17 protein-coding genes are annotated in these 21,673 nt (G+C 51.7%); 3 read left to right on the top strand and 14 right to left on the bottom strand.

What is annotated here, in order from left to right:
- Positions 1–53: 53 nt before the first annotated feature.
- Positions 54–4,652 (bottom strand): DEAD/DEAH box helicase, encoded by a 4,599-nt coding sequence (locus tag SBI19_RS09075; protein WP_317967221.1) that lies wholly within the window; start codon positions 4,650–4,652, stop codon positions 54–56.
- 182 nt (positions 4,653–4,834) lie between these two features.
- On the opposite strand from SBI19_RS09075, the gene xerS reads away from it, so the two are divergent.
- Both xerS and SBI19_RS09065 read left to right on the top strand, forming a co-directional pair.
- On the top strand, positions 4,835–5,911 hold the full coding sequence (gene xerS / locus SBI19_RS09070; RefSeq protein WP_317967219.1) for a tyrosine recombinase XerS: 1,077 nt from the start codon (positions 4,835–4,837) through the stop codon (positions 5,909–5,911).
- A 23-nt stretch (positions 5,912–5,934) separates the two neighbouring features.
- Positions 5,935–6,939, top strand: a complete 1,005-nt coding sequence (locus SBI19_RS09065) for an LLM class flavin-dependent oxidoreductase (RefSeq protein WP_317967217.1) — start codon at positions 5,935–5,937, stop codon at positions 6,937–6,939.
- A 90-nt stretch (positions 6,940–7,029) separates the two neighbouring features.
- Here the strand turns inward: SBI19_RS09065 and SBI19_RS09060 are convergent, their stop codons facing one another.
- The 9 genes from SBI19_RS09060 to SBI19_RS09020 all read right to left on the bottom strand — a co-directional run bounded on the left by SBI19_RS09060 (position 7,030) and on the right by SBI19_RS09020 (position 16,462).
- Complete coding sequence (locus SBI19_RS09060; RefSeq protein WP_317967215.1) at positions 7,030–7,641, bottom strand: hypothetical protein; 612 nt, start codon at positions 7,639–7,641, stop codon at positions 7,030–7,032.
- 114 nt (positions 7,642–7,755) lie between these two features.
- Positions 7,756–8,298, bottom strand: coding sequence for a DUF3221 domain-containing protein (locus tag SBI19_RS09055; protein ID WP_317967213.1), 543 nt, complete (start codon positions 8,296–8,298; stop codon positions 7,756–7,758).
- A 50-nt stretch (positions 8,299–8,348) separates the two neighbouring features.
- The gene (locus SBI19_RS09050) at positions 8,349–8,624 is read right to left on the bottom strand and encodes a hypothetical protein (RefSeq protein ID WP_317967211.1); all 276 of its coding nucleotides are present in this window, start codon (positions 8,622–8,624) and stop codon (positions 8,349–8,351) included.
- Between the two features lie 293 nt (positions 8,625–8,917).
- Complete coding sequence (locus tag SBI19_RS09045; RefSeq protein ID WP_317967209.1) at positions 8,918–9,772, bottom strand: SDR family oxidoreductase; 855 nt, start codon at positions 9,770–9,772, stop codon at positions 8,918–8,920.
- A gap of 36 nt (positions 9,773–9,808) precedes the next feature.
- Positions 9,809–10,117, bottom strand: a complete 309-nt coding sequence (locus tag SBI19_RS09040) for a hypothetical protein (RefSeq protein WP_317967207.1) — start codon at positions 10,115–10,117, stop codon at positions 9,809–9,811.
- Positions 10,118–10,282: 165 nt separating this feature from the next.
- Positions 10,283–11,674, bottom strand: coding sequence for an outer membrane protein assembly factor BamB family protein (locus SBI19_RS09035; RefSeq protein ID WP_317967205.1), 1,392 nt, complete (start codon positions 11,672–11,674; stop codon positions 10,283–10,285).
- A gap of 144 nt (positions 11,675–11,818) precedes the next feature.
- Positions 11,819–13,648 (bottom strand): ABC transporter ATP-binding protein, encoded by a 1,830-nt coding sequence (locus SBI19_RS09030; protein WP_317967203.1) that lies wholly within the window; start codon positions 13,646–13,648, stop codon positions 11,819–11,821.
- Between the two features lie 97 nt (positions 13,649–13,745).
- Positions 13,746–15,563, bottom strand: coding sequence for an ABC transporter ATP-binding protein (locus SBI19_RS09025; RefSeq protein WP_317967201.1), 1,818 nt, complete (start codon positions 15,561–15,563; stop codon positions 13,746–13,748).
- 365 nt (positions 15,564–15,928) lie between these two features.
- Complete coding sequence (locus SBI19_RS09020) at positions 15,929–16,462, bottom strand: ADP-heptose synthase (RefSeq protein ID WP_317967199.1); 534 nt, start codon at positions 16,460–16,462, stop codon at positions 15,929–15,931.
- Positions 16,463–16,630: 168 nt separating this feature from the next.
- Between SBI19_RS09020 and SBI19_RS09015 the strand changes: the two genes are divergently transcribed.
- Positions 16,631–17,644, top strand: a complete 1,014-nt coding sequence (locus SBI19_RS09015) for a YpdA family putative bacillithiol disulfide reductase (protein ID WP_317967197.1) — start codon at positions 16,631–16,633, stop codon at positions 17,642–17,644.
- A 95-nt stretch (positions 17,645–17,739) separates the two neighbouring features.
- Here SBI19_RS09015 and SBI19_RS09010 read toward each other — a convergent pair whose 3' ends face one another.
- From SBI19_RS09010 to SBI19_RS08995, 4 genes are all read right to left on the bottom strand, one after another.
- Positions 17,740–18,399, bottom strand: coding sequence for a class I SAM-dependent methyltransferase (locus tag SBI19_RS09010; protein WP_317967195.1), 660 nt, complete (start codon positions 18,397–18,399; stop codon positions 17,740–17,742).
- Positions 18,400–18,559: 160 nt separating this feature from the next.
- Positions 18,560–19,468: a polysaccharide deacetylase family protein gene (locus tag SBI19_RS09005; protein ID WP_317967193.1), complete on the bottom strand. Its 909-nt coding sequence runs from the start codon at positions 19,466–19,468 to the stop codon at positions 18,560–18,562.
- 60 nt (positions 19,469–19,528) lie between these two features.
- Positions 19,529–20,548 carry a phosphotransferase gene (locus SBI19_RS09000; protein ID WP_317967191.1) on the bottom strand — a complete coding sequence of 340 codons (1,020 nt, stop codon included), beginning with the start codon at positions 20,546–20,548 and terminating at the stop codon, positions 19,529–19,531.
- A 52-nt stretch (positions 20,549–20,600) separates the two neighbouring features.
- The gene (locus SBI19_RS08995) at positions 20,601–21,254 is read right to left on the bottom strand and encodes an MOSC domain-containing protein (RefSeq protein ID WP_317967189.1); all 654 of its coding nucleotides are present in this window, start codon (positions 21,252–21,254) and stop codon (positions 20,601–20,603) included.
- Positions 21,255–21,673 lie beyond the last annotated feature (419 nt).

The raw sequence follows: 21,673 nt of genomic DNA, 5'->3' as shown, positions 1-21,673 counted from the left end.
TCCTCTAATGGTCATATATTTAACTATATTAACGAACTTAAACTTGAAATTGTTCAGCGCAGCGCACTAGGCCACAGCACAAGGCGTTGACCGTCTCGCTCCGCTCCGATGGTGCGCAGCTCTTCGCTGATGGCACAATCCAAGATCGGCTGGCCATTCCACAGCTCGATTACGATCTTGGACATGCGCTGGCGGCGCAGAATAGCAGCTAGAGACGTCCGAAGCTCATTCAGCATAGATGGATCATGTAAATCCGATGCATCGTCTGTGCGATTCGGGTCAGCGTCAGCAGAGGAGGATGAATTAGCGGTTCCTGAATCCATCATGTGGATGCGTCTGCCGTTATTTTCGATCCAGAACAACCACCGATCCCCTCGAAGCACAAGAAAATGACCAGCCTTGCGCGCGAATGCGCAGGTCGATGCCTTGGGCCAATCAGCAATGATTCCATACGGATTCGCCGGATCGACCGACGCTAATACCGTCACTCCGCTGTCTGCAGAGAGAGGCACTGGCGCTCTGACCGCTTCTGCGATCTCAGACGTCGTGAATTGCATCGATGCCTCGCCGTCGACGAACGTTCCGCGCGTAACGGTTCCCCATTCCTCCAACTGCTTCAACACAGGGTGCAGCGCATCCCATGGCAGCGGAGAGACGGCGGCTATCAGCTCCTTCGTGACAATGCCATAGTTGTCCAGAAGATGACGCACCCAATGCATAGCGGAGGATGGAGTCCCGCTTCCCGCTCCGCCACCTGATGATTGAATGACTGGGTCTTCATTACCTGCTAATGATCCTGTCCAATACCAGCGGCCAAGACCTGATCCAGCGCGAGCCCAATCCGCTTGCTTCTTCCCGGCGTGCAGTCTTAGCGGAGCGAATTGATCATTCGATGCCTGGCCTTCCCATACAAGCTCCAACAAATTCGTGAGCATATCGGTGGGCGATATCCCCGCATCGCGTGCTAACTTCGTCAAGAAGCTGGCACCGCCTGCCTGCAGCTGCTGCAGCAGCGCTGGCTGAGAAGATGCTTGCGCATCCAGATCGGTTAAGTAAGGCGCATACAACGGTTTACTTTCGGCTAAGAAGAAAGCGACTCGGCCTTCTTTCTCACCGCTCGGCTTCCGTCCGAGCCAGATGACATCCCCCGTTGCGCACAACAAGTCCAGCTGCTCCGGCCGATAATCCAACAATCGCGATGGGAAAATAATCGTCTCCCAATGCGACAGCGGCAGAAACAGTCCCTGCAGCTTGCTGATTACGGCGCGTAAGCCTTCCTCGCCGCGCTGCTGCGTGCCGCCAAGCGCATATTGGCGCATTGCCATCTGTACGAACCATCGATTCGGATGAGCGGGCTGCGACCTCTTGCGCGCTTCGCCGATCGACAATCGAATAAGACGCTGAGCCGTTCGTCGACCTGTCCACAGCCGTTCTTCCGGCCCATCCGCGAACGGTGCCTGCTCTACTTTACCTTGTTCAATAAGCGCATCTACCGCTTGTCGAGCATCTCGCAATGTTAACTTCGGGTATCGTTCACACAACGATGGTTCCGTGAATGACAGTTCATGTTCGGCATAACGACCTATTATGAATGAAATAGATGACGCTTCAGTCGGAAAATGTGCGTAAACCTCCAGTTCGTCGCGGCATATCCAGCGAAGCATGCTGCCACTGCCAACGTCTTCTGCAGCTGTATCGCCAAGCTCTACTTGCGTAATGGCGCCTCGCTCGCTCAGCTCAGCAATCAGCGGCAGCACCGATTCGCCGCCCGCCTTCACAAGCTCGTCCGTCCCCATGTCGCCTCGCTGCTTCAGCAGCGATAGTACATCGTCTGGTGCAGTCAGCTGCCCCGCGAGCTCCGTCATTCTGCGGCGTTCAGCCTCGAGCATCTCGGCAGTAACCGCGCCGCGAACGGCTTCCTCGCCGAACACACTGCCCGCAAGCTCGCGGCTTACGCTCAGCAGCTGCATCCGAACGCTGTCGTCTAAGCCATCGCCTTCGTATATTCGCATGCTGACGTAATCTGCAATGAACTGCGTTGCCATCGGTGAAGGGTACTGTGTCTCACGGATTTCGAAACCGATTTCTCCGGTACCAATCGCCTCGAGCACGCGCTGCAGCCCTTCGACGTCGAGAAACCGATTCAAACACTCCCGCATCGCCTCATCCAAGAATGGGAAGTCCGATGCATACGGCATCGCTTCCTTCAGCAGCTCCTCGCTGCGAAGCCGTTTCTGCCAGAGCGGCGTACGCGTGAAGCTTCGCGACAGCAGCAGCGATGTTTCGGCCAGATGACGGAATGCGATAGCGAGCAGCGGCGAACCCGTAATTGCCTCCATGAGCAGCGGCTCCACATTACTCGGCGTTACATGCCAGATCGACTGCAGCCAAGATGGATCCCATTCCGATAGAACGAATTCGATGCCGTTGTCCTTCGCATTGCCGTACAACCGATAGGGCAGCAATTGTTCGAACTGCCGCTCGATAGCGAGCAGCCAAGTCCGATTGAGCCGTCTGCCCAGCCAGTTATGAATAATGACATGCGTTTTATTCGAGACATCCTGATAGTACTCGACAATAATACGCCGATCGGTCGGCAGGCCAACGAACGCATGCTGCGCTTTCACATAGTCTACCAAGCTATAGGCGGACGTGCCGTCCATCCCGTAAGCTGCCATCAACCAATCGGCCGTCTCATTTTCAGTGACGGTTCGAGCAAGCGGCTGATCCTCTATCTGAACATTAACGACAGCATCACTGTTCGTTACATTATCATGCGTCGTGCCTTCATCCGTGGACAGACGTTCCTCCATCTCTCGTATGAATGAACCAATCTTAAGTCCCAGCGCCGATGACCGGCCCATCGCTTCATTGTTCCAGAACGGAATTTCGCTGAAGCTGTTCGCCGCTTCCGTCACATAGACGCGGTCTCGATCAATGCGCCTAATCATCCAGCTGTTCGTGCCAAGCTGGAATACATCGCCGACATTGCTCTCGTGTACATATTCTTCATCCAGTTCGCCTAGATGGACGCGGCTCTCCAGATGATGGACCGGGTAAGCGGAAGTACTCGGTATCGTACCCGCCCCAGTCATTGCAGCGATGCCGCTGCTTCTTCGCCCCGACAGCACGTCGGTATCCCGATTCCAGTCGAGCAGCGGCCGAGCGAATGGATAGAAGCCGCTTAGCACTTGAAGCATCGCAAGCACTCTCGAATAAGGAATGAGCCGGAACGTATCGCTGCGCGTGACGAGCTGATAAAGGGCCGTCGTCGTCCATTCTCCGCCTGCCACCATCGAAACCGTGTGCTGCGACAGCACATCCAGCGGATGACGCGGAATCTGAATCGGCTCAATCTCCCGCTCCGCGACGAGCTTCGCTAGAACGGCTGACTCGGCCAACGTCCCTCGCTGCCGTACGACAATGGCGCCGCGGCTAATGTCGCCGACGGAGTGCCCTGCGCGGCCGATTCGCTGAATGCCGGATGCGGCGTCGAATGGCGGGTCGATCTGGATCACGAGATCGACATGTCCTACATCGATGCCAAGCTCCAGCGAAGACGTCGCGACGATGCAGCGCAGCTCGCCGGACTTGAGCAGCCGCTCTGCTTCCAGCCGCCGCTCCTTCGCCAGACTGCCATGATGGGCGCGGCTCAGCTCATAGCCCGCGGCATCATTCAGCCGCAGGCAGACGCGCTCGCACAATCGGCGGCTGTTAACGAAGATGAGCACCGTTCGGCAGCGTTCCATTAGCGTGAACAGCCGCTCCAACAGCGGCTGCCATACCGCTTCGCGCGTCTTCATCGGCTTAGACAGGTCCGGCATCGTAACAAGCACCTGCATCGCCTTCGTCATCGCGCTCTCAATAATCGCGACCTGTCTTGGCACATAGCCGAGCGGGTGCGGTAAACGCTCTTCATCATCCGCGTCGGAGGGCATATCAAATAATCCGACAACCTGTCCATCCGCCGCTTCCGATGAAGGCTCCCAGCCGCCTAAGAAGCGGGCGACTCGCCACATCGGCTTCTGCGTAGCCGATACGCCAATCCGTTGAAACGGCTGGTCGCACAGCTCTGCAAGCCGCTCAAGCGACAGGGACATATGTGCGCCGCGCTTATCCGAGGCAAGATCATGGATTTCATCCACGACGACGTATTGAACCGTGCGAAGCATCGAGCGACCCTGCTCAGACGTGAGCAGAATGTAAAGCGATTCCGGCGTTGTGAGCAGGACATCAGGCGGACGTTTCGCCATCGACGCTCGCTGGGACGATGGCGTATCCCCTGTGCGAACCGCACAGCGTATACCGGGCCAATTCGGCTCACGGTCCGCCGCGCTGCGATCGATTGCTTCTATGAAGGAGACGAGATTATAGTGCACGTCGTTATTAAGCGCTTTCAGCGGCGAAAGGTACAGCACCCTAACACCGGCGCGCGGCTTGGACGGAAGTATTTTGCCAAGAACAACGTTATTAAGACAAGGCAGCAGCGCTGCAAGCGTCTTGCCTGAGCCCGTAGGGGCTGCAATTAATGTATGCTGACCGTCTTGAATCGAAGTCCATGCGCGAGTCTGCACATCGGTCGGCTGACCGAACGCCCCGCTGAACCAATCAGCGATGACGGGATGAAACGTTTGAAGCGGTGAGTTGTTCAACGTGTGATCAGCTCCTGCTTATTCTCTTGTTCTCCTTATTATACCAGCAGACGACAGATCAATCTATGTCGAACCTCCTCCTATCGAATACTTGTTCTCCCTCCTGAAGCGGGCGTATAATGGAAAAGATTACGAACGGCTCACAGCCGCCCCATCCATGAAGCAAGGAGCTGACCGCCGACATGAACGTCATTAAGATTAAAGACCGCCAAGAGCTGGACCGGAAAGTGCCGCTCATGCCTTGGTACGTCGACAAATTCATTCAGTTCAAGCTGCCTGACCTGTCGCCTTCTTCCCTGCTGGAGTATGTGCGCGATTATGATACGTTCTTCTCCTATTTGCTGGCGGAAGGACTCGCAGAAGGACCCGCGCTCAAGGATATAAAGCTTGAAGAGCTGGAGCGTCTCCATATGGACAGCATCGATGCATTCCGTATGTTTCTGATGACGCGAGTTGAGCATAACAACAAACGGGTGTCGGTTACCCGCAAGCTGTCCTCGCTCCGCTCGCTGTTTCACTATTTGAGCCAGATTGCGGAGGACGAGAACTTTTATCCGCTGCTCAAGCGCAATGTCATGGCCAAGGTATCGATCAAACGCACGCACAAACCGAAGGATACGGCTGCCAAGCTGGAGGGCAAGCTGCTGCAAGAGGAAGAAATTTCGGCGTTTCTCGCCTATGTCAGCCACGATTACGAGCATGATGTTGCGACGAACAAGCAAGCGCTGTACAGCTATCAGTTGAACCGTGTGCGCGACACTTGCATCATCAGCCTCATTCTGCACTCCGGTCTCCGCGTCTCTGAAGTCGTGAATTTGAACGTGGACGATATTGATCTCAAGAAGAAGCTGACTTATGTGTTTCGAAAAGGTAAGAACGACGATACGTTCAAGACGCCAGTCTACTTCCGTCAAGACGCGGTCGACGAATTGGCCAGCTATCTGCAAATCCGCGATACCTCCTATAACGCGCCAAAACGCGAGAAGGCCTTTTTCCTCGCCATTGCGAACGGCAAGAAGGAAGGCTCGCGCATGACGAAGCGAGCTATTCAAGAGATGGTCATCAAATACGCGAAGCGATTCGGCAAGCCTTATCTGTCGGTCCATAAGCTGCGGCACTCTTTTGCAACGGATTATTATTTGCGCAATGATATATACAAGACACAAGAACAGCTCGGCCACGCGTCGCCAGAGACGACGCAAATCTATGCCCATCTGACCGACCGTACGATGGCTGAGGCGATTGACCATAATTCATGAGCAGGAAATGAGGAGACAACACCATGAAGCTTAGCGTACTCGACCAATCCCATATCGCAGAAGGCCGCACGGCGAAGGATGCGTTAATGGAGACTACACGACTGGCACAGGAGGCCGATCGACTCGGCTTCCATCGGTATTGGATATCGGAGCACCACGCGACAAGAGCGCTTGCGCATTCCAGCCCGGAAGTGCTGCTCGCGCATCTGGCTGCTCATACGAAGCGGATTCGGCTCGGCTCGGGCGGCGTCATGCTGCCGCATTACAGCGCTTATAAAGTAGCGGAGAACTTCCGCCTGCTCGAGGCGCTGCATCCTGGCCGGATCGATATCGGCCTCGGCCGCGCGCCAGGCGGCATGCCGCTCTCGACTCGCGCGCTGCAAGAAGGCAAGTTCACGACCGTCGACCGCTATCCGCAGCAGGTAGCGGACCTCATCACCTATCTGCGCGACGAGACAGGTCCAACGCATGCTTACCCGGGCTTGTTAGCTGCTCCAGTGATCGAGACGATACCTGAGCTATGGCTGCTCGGTTCCAGCTTCGAGAGCGCTCGAATTTCGGCTAAGCTTGGCCTTGGCTTCGGCTTCGCTCAATTCTTCGGCGTTCCAGGCGGCGAACAAGCGATCCGCGGCTATCGCGCGAACTTCCAGCCTTCATCGTTCAACGACAAACCACACGCACTCGCTGCGGTCGCTGTTTTCTGCGCAGATACGCAGGAAGAAGCAGAACGAATCGCGAAGAGTACTTCGCTATTCTTCCTAATGCTCCATCGAGGAGGCAGACTCGATTATTTCCCTTCTGTCGAGACAGCAGAAGCATATCCGTATGATGAGATCGATATTGAGTTTCTCAACCAGCGCCGCAGCAATATGATCGTCGGAACCCCCGACATCGTTAAGCAGAAGCTCGAGGACATCCGAGAGCGGATGGATGCCGATGAGCTTATGATCGTAACGAATACGCACAGCTTCGAGGCGCGGATTCGCTCGTTCCAGCTTGTTGCCGAAGTGTTCGGCATGCAAGGTTAATGTCGTTAAATGCGAAAGCGGCCTGCTCATCGGTGAACCGTCACCGATGAGCAGGCCGCTTTTTAACTCCTTTGACTAAATTTGCGACTACTACAAAGTGTTCAATAATACTGTTGTTTCCTTTACTGAGATGTCTATGTACGCTGTGATTCTGTCTAAACTATATAGTTCCAATGATTCGGATTCCTCTTGCGCTCGCTCTTCCTCTATCAAATCGTTATTTAGTTGACTTACTAATTCAGGAATGAATCCACTATATAGTCCTTTAATGGATACGTCATCCGTATGAGAGGTGTTGATTAAGGGAGTTAATTTAAATCGCTGCAATAAAATCTTGTTTAACTTCTTGAAATCTCGATAGCCTTTCTCTACAGCAGCTTGTCTCTCATTCTCAGGAAGGGGTTTTATGTATTCGTAATACATCGTCTCGTACCAAATATAATCGGCTACTAAATGACTTAAATATCCAATATAGAATTCATCATGAAAACCATGCTTGTAATCATGAATAAATCGCTTGTAATTGACTCTGCGTTTTCCCGAACTTATTATTTCGACTAGATGTGTGTATGATTTTGAAGTATTGATTGGATGAGTTAAATCTGGCGCTTGACCACCCAAATGTAGTCTAAATTGATTGCTGCAATTTTTGAGCTTGTTGATCTCACTGGTAATAGCATAGTGCATCACTCTTGAACCCATTTCCCTCCTCCTTTAAGACCATTTGACGTTTGTATCTACACGTTAATTACACGAAAACGGCCTGCCTAAACGATGATGTCTCACCGAGCACAGACCGCCTCTTTTTCAAGGTCATTATTGATCGGGTATTTGTACCCTATACTCTTCCAGCTCGTCATCCGTAAAAGCTGCGTTCTTGTACCGAATCGTCCACATCGTTGTTTGTTCATCATATGTCACTTCTTTGATAACGAGGATGTTAATATTCGCAATCTTCTGATCCAGAAGGGCTTTACGTATGACTTCATCTTGTGTAAGTGTTGCCGTTGCAGGTTTGCGGATTTCAGACATTGTCACCTTTGTTGCCATTCCTTGACCTGGATAAGATGTCTCTATACCGCCATTAAACCAAACTTCGACATGTTGACCTATCTTAATATTAGGGGGCATATTCGATACCCATATTGCATCATAGAACTCTTTATTCGATTCATTTATTTGTCTGCTTATTGGCGTAACGATTAGAGCTCTTTGCTTTTCAATCTTCGTCACGTATCCAGTAAAATCAGAATTCACAGTACTCTCTGTACTACTACTTGATTCCTTCCCCTCACCACAACCAACGACTAGAAATACCAGCATACATAGGATTGATAATCCAATCATTGATTTTTGCATTCCGCATACAGCCCCTATTTCATTTAGTCCTGACCTTAGATGAACAATGGTTAGTCATTATTTTCAAAAGACATTCTTTCTTGGATCAAATGATAACCATCCGCATCATGTTTGATAATTTTGATCATGTCACTGTTGTTTTCAATAATCCACACTGTATCTTTATCAACTTGCACGGTGGCAAACGGCTGCGGCGTTGGTTGAATAGGGATCCCATTAACAGTTACAAACTCATCATCAGTACTTACAACTTTATTCACAGCCCAGATTGTCAAGAATGTAAGCCATACCATTATTACAAGCATAAAGCCATGCTTCTGCGACATGTCTTTCCCCTCGTTTTCCCAGAATATGGTTGCACCTATTAGACGTTACATTCTTAATAATGTTGCACTAGAATATCTGTTTGCTAGTGACCACTGAGTAACTGCCTATCTGAATTCAGCTGAATCTGGTCCCATAAGCGGGGAGCGTCTCAGCAGATGCTTAATAACCCATCCATGGTTGTCAATGAGAACACCTTTCGCTAGATCTTGACAAGCATTTTCAATGAGCCAAGCCCACCACATTGGCGTTAGTAGTTCCCATTCCTCAGGTTCAAGTGGGGTAATCCTTCTCTCTATTTGCCTTGCCGCGTCAACTCGGCAAGCTGATCCCACTGCTGCTCGGTGACCTCGAGCAAGTCGTTAAACTGGCCCGCGCCCAGCAGCCACTCGCCACCGTCAATGGTGACGACTTCTCCATTCATGTAAGCGGCGTAATCGGAGATCAGATAAGCAGCCAGATGGGCAAGTTCCTCCTTGTTGCCCACCCGCCTTAGCGGAATGCGGTTTATCATCTTCTCCTCCAGCTCCGGAGTCGGAGAAAGCCTGGACCAAGCGCCTTCTGTAGGAAAAGGGCCCGGCGCGATGGCGACCTGGCGGATGTCGTGGCGGGCCCATTCCACTGCAAGCGAACGCGTTAGAGCCAATACGCCTGCCTTGGCTGCTGCAGACGGCACGACGAACGCCGATCCGCTGGACGCATATGTCGTCACAATGTTAAGCATGGTGCCGCCACGTCCTTGCTTGATCCACCTTTTGCCGACTTCCAGCGTCGAATAGAACGTACCATGCAGCACGATGTTGAGCACCGCGTCGACGGCCCGAGGTGAAAGTCGTTCAGTCGGGCTGATGAAATTACCCGCCGCATTGTTGACAAGTACGTCGATATGCCCGAAACGCTGCTCCACCGCATCGACAAGCTCCTGGATTTGCACAGGATCCCGAACATCACAGCGATGATAGAATACGGGGTTATCTTCCGTGCCCATCTCATCGGCTGCTTGTTTCAGCACGTCTTCTCGGCGGCTGGCAATGGCAAGATGCGCCCCCAGCTCAAGGAACATCTCTCCCATCGCACGCCCGAGCCCGGTCGCGCCTCCTGTTACAAGAACGACTTTATCCTTGAGCAAATCTTTTGCAAAAGGTCCCATTCGGCTATTCTCCTTTGTGGAAGGTTATTAGACGAATTAAAATACAGGGGACTGCTTACCATCCATACCAGGCATTCCAGTTGGAAATATCATGCCAAGTATGCCTACACCCCCATAGGAGTTGTACTCGCTCATAAAATCACTCTTTTGTCTAAGCACTGAAAGCTCATGTATGGAGAACAACAGATAGTTTTTACTTCGATGATATACGGGCTCCAAAGGCGTTTTTCTCTGAAAATTTTCAACTTCTTTCTTGAGTACCCAATTCTCGAAATCGATACGATTCGGGTTTGTCCACATCAGTACAAGCAATATCACACCAACCAGAAGTATTTGCCATCTCACGACGACCCTCCCCACACAGCAAGTACACTTTAACCTATGTCGTGTCCCATGAAAGATGACTTGTTTTCTCATAACTGGAAGGTCAATTGAAACCTATCTTCTCACTCTACGACAAAAAAGACAGCACCCGAAGGCACTGTCTCTCCAACAATCCTAACCTTACATTTACTTCAACGCCGCCGGCAGCTTCACCGCCTGCAGCATTCCTTTGCTTTGCACAATGATCATGCCGTTCGTCTTCAGCGTCGGACCGAAATAGCGGGAGTTCGTCTTCACCGAGAACAGCGGCTTCGTCGTTGCATAATCGTAGGCGTGGAAGACGCCGTCCGATTGGCCGATGTACACGCCATTGCCATAAATATCGGTCTGCACAGCCGGATTGTCCGTCTGCCAGCCAATGACCTGACCATTCGCCAGCTTCATCGCAGCAAGCGTACCCGTCATATAGTTGCGGTACAGCATCCTTTCACCGTGCACCGCATACATCGGATAAGCATCCTTCATCAACTGCCCCCACGTCTGAAGCGGCGCCGCATTCGGCTTATATTGACTGAAGTCGTAGAGCGCGAGCTTCTCCCCTTGGAAAATGTAGAGCTTATCGCCATCCAGCATTGGAGCACCAGTCACGCCATATTGTGTGGACTGCGTCGGGTCGAACTTCCTCGTCCAGCTATAGGTGCGCGTCCCCTTCACTTCGCCGGTACGAGCATTGATCGCGTTCATGATAAGCGATTCACGAATCTGGCCATCGTCCGTCAGATCGTAATCGCCCATGTTATAGCTGTCCTGCACGGAGTAGAGCAGACCGCCTCGCACCGCGATCGGTTCCTGTGCTTTGAATCGTTTCCACAACAGCTTGCCTGACTTCGCATCGTATGCATTAATCTGAGTGGAAGACAACGCTCCCTGAACGAGATAAGTACGGATGATAACGCCATCAACAAGCTGCAAGCCTTCGAATCCCGCCGAGTATTCAGCCCCTGTCTCAACCGTCTTCCAGTTCAGTGCACCAGTCGCTGCGTTGAATGCATACAGCTTCATGCCAGCTGTGACGTAGATCGCATCCCCGATTCGTTCGATCGATTGAACGCCATTCACCTTCATGGAAGTCGTCCATTTTACCTTGCCAGCAGCGGCGGATACTGCTGCAATTCGTCCATCGCTTAACGTGCCATATACTGTTCCCTGCGTATAGGTCAGCAGCGGCCGCCAGCTATTGCCGTTCGCCCAGAGCTGCTTGCCTGTGACAGCATCGATTGCAACGATATGTCCTTTACTATCTATGGCGATTACGCGTCCATCTTCTGCAATGGCAGCATGCGGTTCAATTCCATTATACGAGGAGTTCCAGTTGCTGATCGGCAGCGACCATTGCGGCGTCTTGAACGGCGCGTTGAGTTCATAAGTGCCCCAATTCTCCGATACGACAGGCTGATCAGCCAATACGAACTGCGTATTGGATTCCGGCAATGCTCCGAACAATAGAAGAGCTGTCGCAGTCGCACCCACGAACAACTTGGACCATAGCGGCATCACCTTGTTCAACTTCTGCTTCATCCGAAAGCTCCACTCCTCTTATGTAAACTTTAATCTGAATTATGTCTCATTCACACCACAACAGACGTTTTACCCTTACAAATGGTTGCATCGAAATAAAAAAAGCAGATTACGGAAAAAGTCCGTAATCCGCTTCAGTTTCAACTACCCAACCTGTTGCTCCGATTTCTCGTTCAACACTTCGTTGAACGATTGCTGCATGAGCACCTGCGATTGGACCAGATTCGCGTACAAGCCGCTCGTCTTCATCAATTCGTCATGCGTGCCGAGTTCTGTAATGCTTCCGTCTCGTACGACGACGATCAGATCCGCATCGCGAATCGTCGATAGCCGGTGCGCAATAATGAACGCCGTCCGGCCTTCCAGAACCCGAGCCAATGCGGCTTGAATGTGCTGTTCCGTCTCCGTATCGACGCTCGACGTCGCTTCATCGAGAATAAGGATGCGCGGATCGCTCAGCAAGACGCGTCCGAATGCAAGCAGCTGGCGTTGTCCGACGGACAGCTTGCTGCCGCGTTCTTCCACCTGCGTCTCATATCCATCAGGGAATTTGCTCACGAATTGATCGATCCGTACGCTCTTCGCCGCTTCGAGCAGCTGCTCATCCGTTGCATCCTCATTGCCGTAGCGCAAGTTCTCTTCAATGGTTCCGGAGAAAATGAACGAGTCCTGCAGCACGATTCCCATCTGGCTGCGCAGCGATTCGAGCGTAACGTCTTTCACATCGTGACCGTCAATCTTCACTTGACCGCCTGTCGCATCATAGAACCGCATGAGCAAGTTGACGATCGTACTTTTGCCGGCTCCTGTCGGACCGACGATGGCGATGCGCTGACCTGGCTTCACCTTCAGGTTTATCCCGTGAAGCACTTCCGGTTTATCCGGCCCATACTGGAACGCGACATCCTTGAACTCGACCTCGCCGCGAATCGGAGGAAGCTCCTTCGCATTCGCCGCATTTTTCACCTCTGGTTCGGTATCAAGGATCTCAAACAAGCGCTCCGCGGAAGCCATTGCAGACAGCAGCTGGCTGTATACTTTGGACAATGCGCTGATCGGTCCCCAGAACCGCCATAAGTAGTTGATGAACGCCATCACGAAACCGATCGTTAACGCGCCATCAATTACACGTTTTGCTCCAAACCAAACGACAATACACGTGCCGATCATCCCGATCAGCTCAACGAGCGGCCATACGGTCGATTCCAATCGAATAGCGCGCATGAATGCCGACTTGTTGTTCGTGTTAATCTCGTTAAATTTCTTGTCATTCGCCTGCTGACGCGAGAATGCTTGCACGACACGCATGCCTTGAATCGTTTCATTCACATTGCCGTTAATCGCGGACATCGTACGTCTAGACTTTGACCACGAGCCTTCAATCTTTGGACGAAGCTTGTTAACGATCAAGTACAGCATTGGGAACGTAATGAAGGACAGCAGCGCAAGCTGCCAATCCATCCAGAACAGAATCGCGACGATGCCGACTAGATGCGTAACCTCCATAACGGTCGTGATCAGTCCGCCGTTAACCAGCTCCCCGATCGCATTCGTGTCGTTCGTAATCCGCGACATGATTTTACCGGCTGGACGACCATCGAAGAATCGGAAGGACAATGTCTGTAAGTGATTGAACAACTGCTGCCGCAGATCGAACAATACCCGCTGACCTGTGAAGTTGATCAGCTTCGTATGTAAGTATCCGAACAGCCAGCCTATGAACCGGAATACAAGCAGCGAAACGCCGATCCAGGTAATGAGCTTCATATCGTTCTTAACGATGCCGTAATCGATCAAATAACCGAGCATAAGCGGCTCAGCAAGACTAAGCCCCATGTTAAGCAGCACGATGAAGATGACGATGCCGAGCGTTCGCCGATACGGTAGTACGTAGCGGAATAGCCTGCGCATGTATGCGAGCTGAAACGGCTTTTCCTCCAGTTCGTCTTCCGAATCCCATTCGACTTGACTCACTGGTACTCCCCCTCTATATAGTTATTGGTATTAATCATTAGCATGATGAAATTATGATGATTGCTGCAACTGCGCGCCTTTTCGATTATTAACATCATTAATGACCTGACGCTGTCGCCATCTCTTGCCGCTCCAACAGTCTGCGGAAGAAGCCATCTTGTTCATTCAACTCTCGGTGCGTGCCCTGCTGCACGATTCTGCCATTGTCCAGGACGATGATGCGGTCCGCACGGCGAATCGATGATAAACGCTGAGCAATGATGAATGTTGTACGGCCCTTCATGACTTCAAGCAGTCCTTCATGAATCGCAGATTCGGTGGCCGTATCCACGCTTGCCGTCGCCTCATCGAGTACAAGAATCGGCGGATCCATCAGAATCGCACGTGCAAGCGCGACACGCTGGCGTTGTCCGCCGGACAGGCCGACGCCGCGTTCGCCGATCAACGTATCGTAACCGTAAGGCATGTTGACGATAAATTCATGGATTTGCGCCTTCTTAGCCGCATTCTCGATCTGCTCTTGCGTTGCATCTGGACGACCGAACGCAATGTTATCACGGATCGAAGCGGAGAACAGGAATGTCTCTTGCGGCACGATGCCGATGCTTCGACGAAGCCCTTCGAGCTCATAGTCTTTAACGTCTATGCCATCGATCATCACCGAGCCGTCCGTTACCTCATAGAAGCGGGACAGAAGAGCGATAAGGCTGCTCTTGCCGGAACCTGTAGCTCCGAGCACGGCTATAATCTCGCCTTGTTTGATATCAAGCTGAATGTTATGAAGCACTGCGCTGTCTGGCTTCGATAGCTCCTGTTCAGAAGCAGCGGCCGCTTCTTGCTTGCCAGCGTCTCCCGTCTGGTCTTCATCCGACTTCTTATCGAAGGCGAAGGTGACGTTCTGGAACTTCACAGCGCCGCGAATATTGGACGTATCGATTCCGCCGTCTGCGGGCGATTCGATCTCGAACTTCGTATCGAGCACCTCGAACACCCGAGGGGCTGCCTTCAGCGCTTGCTGGAAGATGTTGATCTGCCAGCCTAACATGTTAAGCGGCCAAATAATTCCCCACGTATACCATTGGAATGCCATGAACGTACCGAGCGACATCTTATCGTTTGCAACATAGACAGCCCCGACCCAGATCATGATAAGGAACGTCATGCCGCCCAAGAAGCCCATCAGCGGGAAAGCGTTTGCTTCCAGCTTCGCGCGCTGCATGTTCGTCTCGAAGTTCTGCTCGTTTCGTCCAGCGAACTTGCTCTTCTCCTTGCCTTCGCTAGCGAAGGCTTTCACGACGCGAATGCCGGAGATATTCTCTTGCAGCGTAGTCGTCAACCGACCCGCCTGCTCACGGATTTTGCCCCAAGCCGGACCAACCTTGTTGCTGAACACCCACATGACAAGCAGCAGCACCGGAATCGGACTCAAGCTGAGCAGCGTGACCTGCCATTGCATGGAACACATGAAGATCAGCGTACCAACGAATGTAGCCATTCCCGCCACAAGCATCATCCCGCCGAATCCGACGAAGTTCTTCACGGCTTCAATATCGCCAGTCATCCGAGACATCAGCTGACCGGTCTGCGCTTTGTCGTAATACTTGAAAGGCAGTCGCTGCAAATGGGCGTACATCTGCTTCCGAAGCGTGAATACGACGTTCTGTCCGATCAACTCTTGCGTGTACCCTTGCACGAAGTTGCCGAAACTCTTGCCCAACTGCAAGCCGAACAGTGCCAATACTAACAGTAGAACCATGTTCATGTCGTTCTTGCTTATGCCGTCATCGAACACTTTGCGCAGCACCCACGGCGCGAGCAAATCGATCAGTGTTGCGAGAAACATGAGTGCCAGCGTTGCGACAGCCAGCCAGGCGCTCGGTCTTACGTATTTCAGTATTCGAAGTAACGTTGCCAACCTTCTCTCTCCTCTCTTGACTCTCCCCTAATCGGCAACAACAAAAGAAGACCCAAGCCGCATAGGCTCGGGTCTTCCCGCAGACGACACGATATATACGAAGTCAGAGACAGACTTCGATATATGCGCGGTTACGAAAAGTCAGGGCCGAATACAGCAAAGCTGTTCATCGCATCGTTAACGGAAGCAAACATTTGTTGGTTAACAAATTGGGCATTAACAGCGCTCATAAACGGAATAACGTTTGGCATATTCGGTCCCTCCTTTCGTAAATGTCGTTTTTATTTAAGTGAGTTCATGGAAATATTAGCATCCCATCTTAAGGTGCGCAACCTTTTTATTTCCTTTTTAGAAAATAAAAAGCTTTACAAGTCTCGATGCTCCAGCAGATCTTCCGGCTCAATGCCGTCTTCCACCGCGAATTCGAAGTCATCGATATCGTAGATCTGAACGGGAATCTCGGCCTCGATGAGCCGTTCCTGGAACTCGATCTGATCCGACAGAATCGGAACCTCGAGCTTCATGCCCGCCAGCAGCACTTCCGTCTCGATCGGATCGAACAACTCGCCATATTGCGCGTTGTCGAGCGCGTGAACGATCGTGAACTGAATGTTCTCGTTCAGCAGCAAGGGTGAACTTTGGCGCCATGGCACCTGCAGAGCCTTCTCGATCTTCTTCCGGTTCAACGGTTCCTCGAAGAATGCGATCAACTCGCCGATTTTCTCCTTTACATGCTTATCATCTGATGGATCTTCCATGACGGGATCAGCTCCGTCCTTCATATCGTATAGCTCCGCGATAGTCGAATAAGGAACGATATACTCCACCGGACGACTTGGCACTAACAAGTGCCCATAAGTTGCCACCATCACCGCTTCAATAACAAAACGCCGTCGCATCTAGCTTCCTCCCAGTCGTGCAAGTCAACCCTATTATACATGATTCGAAAGCTCGTACACAGCACCAAACGCTGATTTGTGACAAGTCTAGCCAACTGGTTTGCACGAGGCGGCCGCTAGCAGTTACAATATTAATGATATGAACCATCCGGGCAGGAGGCTGATAAAATGATCGGATCGTTCGAACGCGAAACCGACAGTAGAGAGCAAGTCATTATTATCGGTGCAGGACCGTGCGGACTAGCCGCAGCGATTGCACTCAGCGAGCTTGGCCTTAATCCGCTTATTATCGAAAGCCGAAATATCGTGCATTCCATCTCGCAATACCCGACTTACATGCGCTTCTTCAGCACGCCGGAGCGGCTTGAGATTGGCGATATTCCTTTCACGACGAACGGCGAGAAGCCGACACGCCAAGAGGCGCTTGCTTATTACCGCACCGTAACGCTTCGCAAGAACATTCGCGTGAATGCATTCGAGACGGTAACCGATGTTGTGAAAGAGGAGCAATCGTTCCAAGTTCGTTCGATTACACGGTTCGGTGAAGAGAAGCTTTATCATGCGGAGCGCGTTGTCATTGCGACAGGATACTTCGATCACCCGAATACGCTGGGCATTCCGGGCGAAGAGCTGGACAAGGTAAGCCACTTCTTCCGTGAGGCGCATCCTTACACGAGAATGAAGGTTGCGATTATCGGCGGCAGCAACTCCGCCATTGATGCGGCGCTTGAGCTGGAGCGCGTCGGCGCCGAGGTTACGGTTGTCTACCGCGGCGAGACTTACGCTCGCGGGATTAAGCCGTGGGTGCTCCCCATCTACGAAGCGCTTGTTGCCAAAGGCGCCATCAACATGCGATTCCAATCACGCGTTGTGGAGATCGATCGAGCAACCGTCACAATTGAAGGGCCCGAACAGCGCGAAGAGCTCCGCAATGATTTCGTCCTTGCCCTCACCGGCTTCCATCCGGACCGCGCATTCCTCTCGAGTATCGGTGTGACAATCGAAGAGGACGGCAGTCCAACCTTCAACGATGAGACGATGGAGACGAATGTACCTGGTGTGTACTTAGCCGGTGTAGTCGCTTCCCGCAAGCAGGCGAACGAGGTGTTTATCGAGTCCGGCCGCTTCCACGGCAATCGGATCGCCGATCACATCGCAGCATCCCGTATCACACAGGCCTAATTCAACGCTATGACAAGTAAGAAGCCTCTAAACCGCACCCATATGGTGATGGTATTGGAGGCTTCTTCATTTTGCCGAACAATGATCCACCTCAGTCACGATCCCTTCTGCAGCAAGGCACGAAAACAGTACAATGTCCCCCATATTTCCGATCGAAGTGCATCGGGCGGTAAATTCCCCGTGAACGACGCCGGACAGATGAAGCCCGCATTAGTTGCATAATTATATAACAGATCCAAGTCTACCATCGGATAATCAAACGTTAACACCAGTCTGCCTTCAGGCTTCAGCACCCGATGAAATTGCTGCAGAGCGGCAAGCTGGTCTTGCTCGCTCAGATGTTCAAGCACCGATATGCAAAATACTGTATCAAAATAGTTATCCTCGTAAGGAAGCGATGTAATGCTTGCTTGCGCTAGTTGCAGCTTCGACCAATCGGTGTGTTGGAAGAGCCGATGAGCGGCTTCCTCTCCGAAATCGTGGACGGCATCGGCGAAGATGGCCTCCTTAGACGCGATGCGTTCATCCCAGTCACATGCGTGCACCTCAGATAAATTGCAGGACCCCAGATAAAACTTAAACGGGTGCGAGATGCCGCAAGCCGCGTCTAACACAACTTCCTGTTCTCGAACAAACTGTGCACACCAAGCATATTCATAAGGGCGGCTCCACCAGGTTTGCGGCAGCGGAACGATGAAGGTATCCTCTCGTAGGTCAGAACGGATGAAGAATCGCGCTTCAAGTTGATTATCCATCAACAAACCTTCCCTCCCCAGCACGCATTGTGCAATATAGTACTAACTAATTTATGGGACGAAACTCCGTTTATGACTTTGGTTGACTGAAGTGACCGTTATAGAAAAATAGCTCTGCCGATAATAATCCGGCAGAGCTTTAATAAAGTAAACCGTACAATCAGAGCGCCAGCTGCAGCTGCTGCAGCTCCCGCCAGCCAATGCGGATGAGCTGCTGCTCTTCGATCGTCTTCAATACCAATGGATCATGCAGCAGCTGCAATTCCCAGCCGCGCTTCACGGACTGCGTATGGAATGCATCCAGCTCATCGGACCGCTCCATCGGATGAAGAATGATTTCGGATACGCCCGGCTTCAGGTTGGTCAGCATATAAATAAACTGGTCCCGATACGACTCATACGTTTCATCAGTCTGCATCGCGAACGGAAGTCCAAGCAAATAGTCGAGTACGATCACTCCATAGCTTTCCGCTTCTTCAGCGCGCTGCTTCGCGATGCTCGCAAGCTCGGGCGGTGCCATCTGCCCCGTTTCCGTGAGCAGATGCCTCGGCAGTCGGAACGGCAGCCCATAGGCTGCGCACACTTCGAACACAGGCGTCAGAAAGTCCCTTCCAGTCGCAAGACCGTATAGACTTCCCATATGGTTATCGGCATGGGTCGGCTTCACGCCAAGCTTAAGCGCCATCTCGACCTGCGCGATGAGCTCGGCTTTCACCTGGGACGGATCCGCCTGCCGTTCGAATGTTTTCGAATCCTTAGGGAAGTAGCCCTCATCCGTTACCAAGGAATCGGTTGGCGCTGTTCGGCAGACTGGACCCCATTTGTACGCATCCCATTCGCTTGTCATCGTCCAGTGAACGCCGACATCAAGGTCTGGACGTCTCGCACTCCATAACGCCGCTTCTCGCGCCCAACCGCAGGGCAGCATCAGCGTCGCGGAAGAGACGGTTCCATCCTCCAGCAGCTTCGTAATCGTTTCATTCGTTGAATGGCTAAGTCCAAAATCATCAGCGTTCAAGATCACTAGACGATCCTGATCGCCATAACCTAGTGAACGTGCTGTGCTCATTGCTGCTCACCCTCCGATCGTTGTGCCGTTCATTCCAGTATATGGCGGAGGGTTGTACGTTCATTCGCTTAGCCTGTTACTTAATAGAAGCGCCAGTTCATCATGCCTTGCGTCGATCCATTGACAGACAGCATCTGCATGCTGAATTTGCCCTTTCCACACTTCTGGAGCATCAAGTCCATCGGCGCAGCGATTGGCAAAATGCAAAAACACATCAAGCATGCGCAGCTTCATTAAAGATGGAATCGCTTCTGCTTCCGCTCTCGTTAATCGAAGCGCTTCGCCGAACCCGGATGCAAACGTGTCGACCGCTCGCAGTCGCTGCTCGTTCGTACGATTGGCATCAATGAAATCGACCATGACAACAGACGGCTCCATCGCACGTAGATCAATGGTACAAAACTCAAAATCAAGGATGCCAACAATCTTATCACCGACAGCAACTGCATTCGAGAAATTTAAATCCCCGTGAATCCATTGGTGCGGGAGTTGCTTTAATGTCATTAATGTTCGCTCCAAGCTCTCCCTCACGGCGAGAACACGGTTAATGGCACTCAACACTGCTGGATCAAATGAACAGCCATCGGCGGTACTCCGTACTTTCTCATCGGTCCAGCCGTCATACGACTGCATTAATTCATAATACGGCTTATATTGCGGTTCACTTGTTGTCTTGCATTGTGCAAGCGCACGGCTAAGTAAGCCAGCAGCATGACCGAGTGAGTGCACATGCTCCGTCTTCGACGAAGAAGGACGATTACCATCTATGTATCGGAACAGGGATGCGAGTTTGCCTGTCGATGCGGAAGTGACGGTCTCGCCTGCTGTATTCCGAACAGGCTCCGGCACTCGTAAGCTGAAATTCGAATCCACTAGAAACTGAAGCATCTCATGCTCTAAGCGTACGATTTCGCGATCCTGGTGATTATCATATAACCGAATGGCGTATCGGTCCGCAGCGGTCTCAATTAGACGGGTCGTGTTATTCATGCCCGACTCTCGATCTATGGCCTGCCAATTATCGGCGATTGGATACTGCTTCAATATATCTGCTAGTAACTGTTCGACTAATGCTGCCATTATGTATGAAGTCTCCTTGCGTTCATTAACGATATGAATGTTTTGATCCTAATTAGATACGATTCAGCCGCTCGGTTAATGTCTCGCGCCAACTCTCCGAGAGCGCCGGGACGGCCAGAAGTCGCTTAATACCAGATGCATCCGTCTTATCATGATGCATCACTCGGTTGGCCTCTGCGATCGTAATGCCAGCAAGATCGCGCTCGATAACGACCATGGAATCGCCTGCAGCAGCTTCTCCTTCTACTAACACACGGAAATAGAAACCCGTATAGCCGTTTTCTGTCACCCAAGCTGTCAATTCAGGTCTCTCATGCCTAGCCCCCAGCTTATAGCAGGGCTGCCTTGGCTGCGAAATCTGAAGAAGCGCTGTACCCACTCGAACATGATCGCCGATGCACCAATCAGATTCAGACCAACCGGTTAACGTGAAATTTTCGCCGAAAGCACCAGCCGACAACGGGAACCCAAGCCGCTCCTCCCAGTACGGGAAATGATCCGCGCTATATGCGCATATGGCCTTGTCAGGGCCGCCGTGATGTTTGAGATCGGCCTGCCCATCACCTGGCAGTCCATTCGATGAAATTCGAATATTACCCACAACTGGCGCCTTGCGAATGCCGGACTGCACCTCTTTATTCCCATGCTTCAGCTGATCCGGCATCCCTACGTTAATCGATGCGACGATTGTATTTCCAACGTTCATTTCCCGATTTCCCCCTCGTTGGCGGTCATATTCTGCGTATCATGGCGCTTGTCTGCATAAACAATAGGCAAAACCCCCATTCTTTTATAGAATTAGGGGCAAATCTATAGATTGACTAACTTGACGAAGTAGCACCTAGATATAGTATAATACTAATAGTTATCCACACCACAAGAATAGATGTACACACCTACCTAATTTCCAATCACTCACTCAATCGTCATACTGGGCAATATTTCCGATTCTGACCGCTTCATTTCCCGCAATCATTGCGCCCATTATAACGGTAAACGCCAAACGTTGGCAAATACATAATGTCTTATCTGTAAGTTCGACACAAATTGTCGCAATATTACTTCTATTTGCTGTCGAATGATTAATGAAGTTGTATCTTTATGCGCTTCCCTGGGAAATATATT

The organism is Paenibacillus sp. CCS19, assembly GCF_033239625.1.
GTDB lineage: Bacteria > Bacillota > Bacilli > Paenibacillales > Paenibacillaceae > Paenibacillus_T.
Note: the sequence above shows the minus strand (reverse complement) of the source record. Positions and strands in the feature narration are given on the sequence as shown.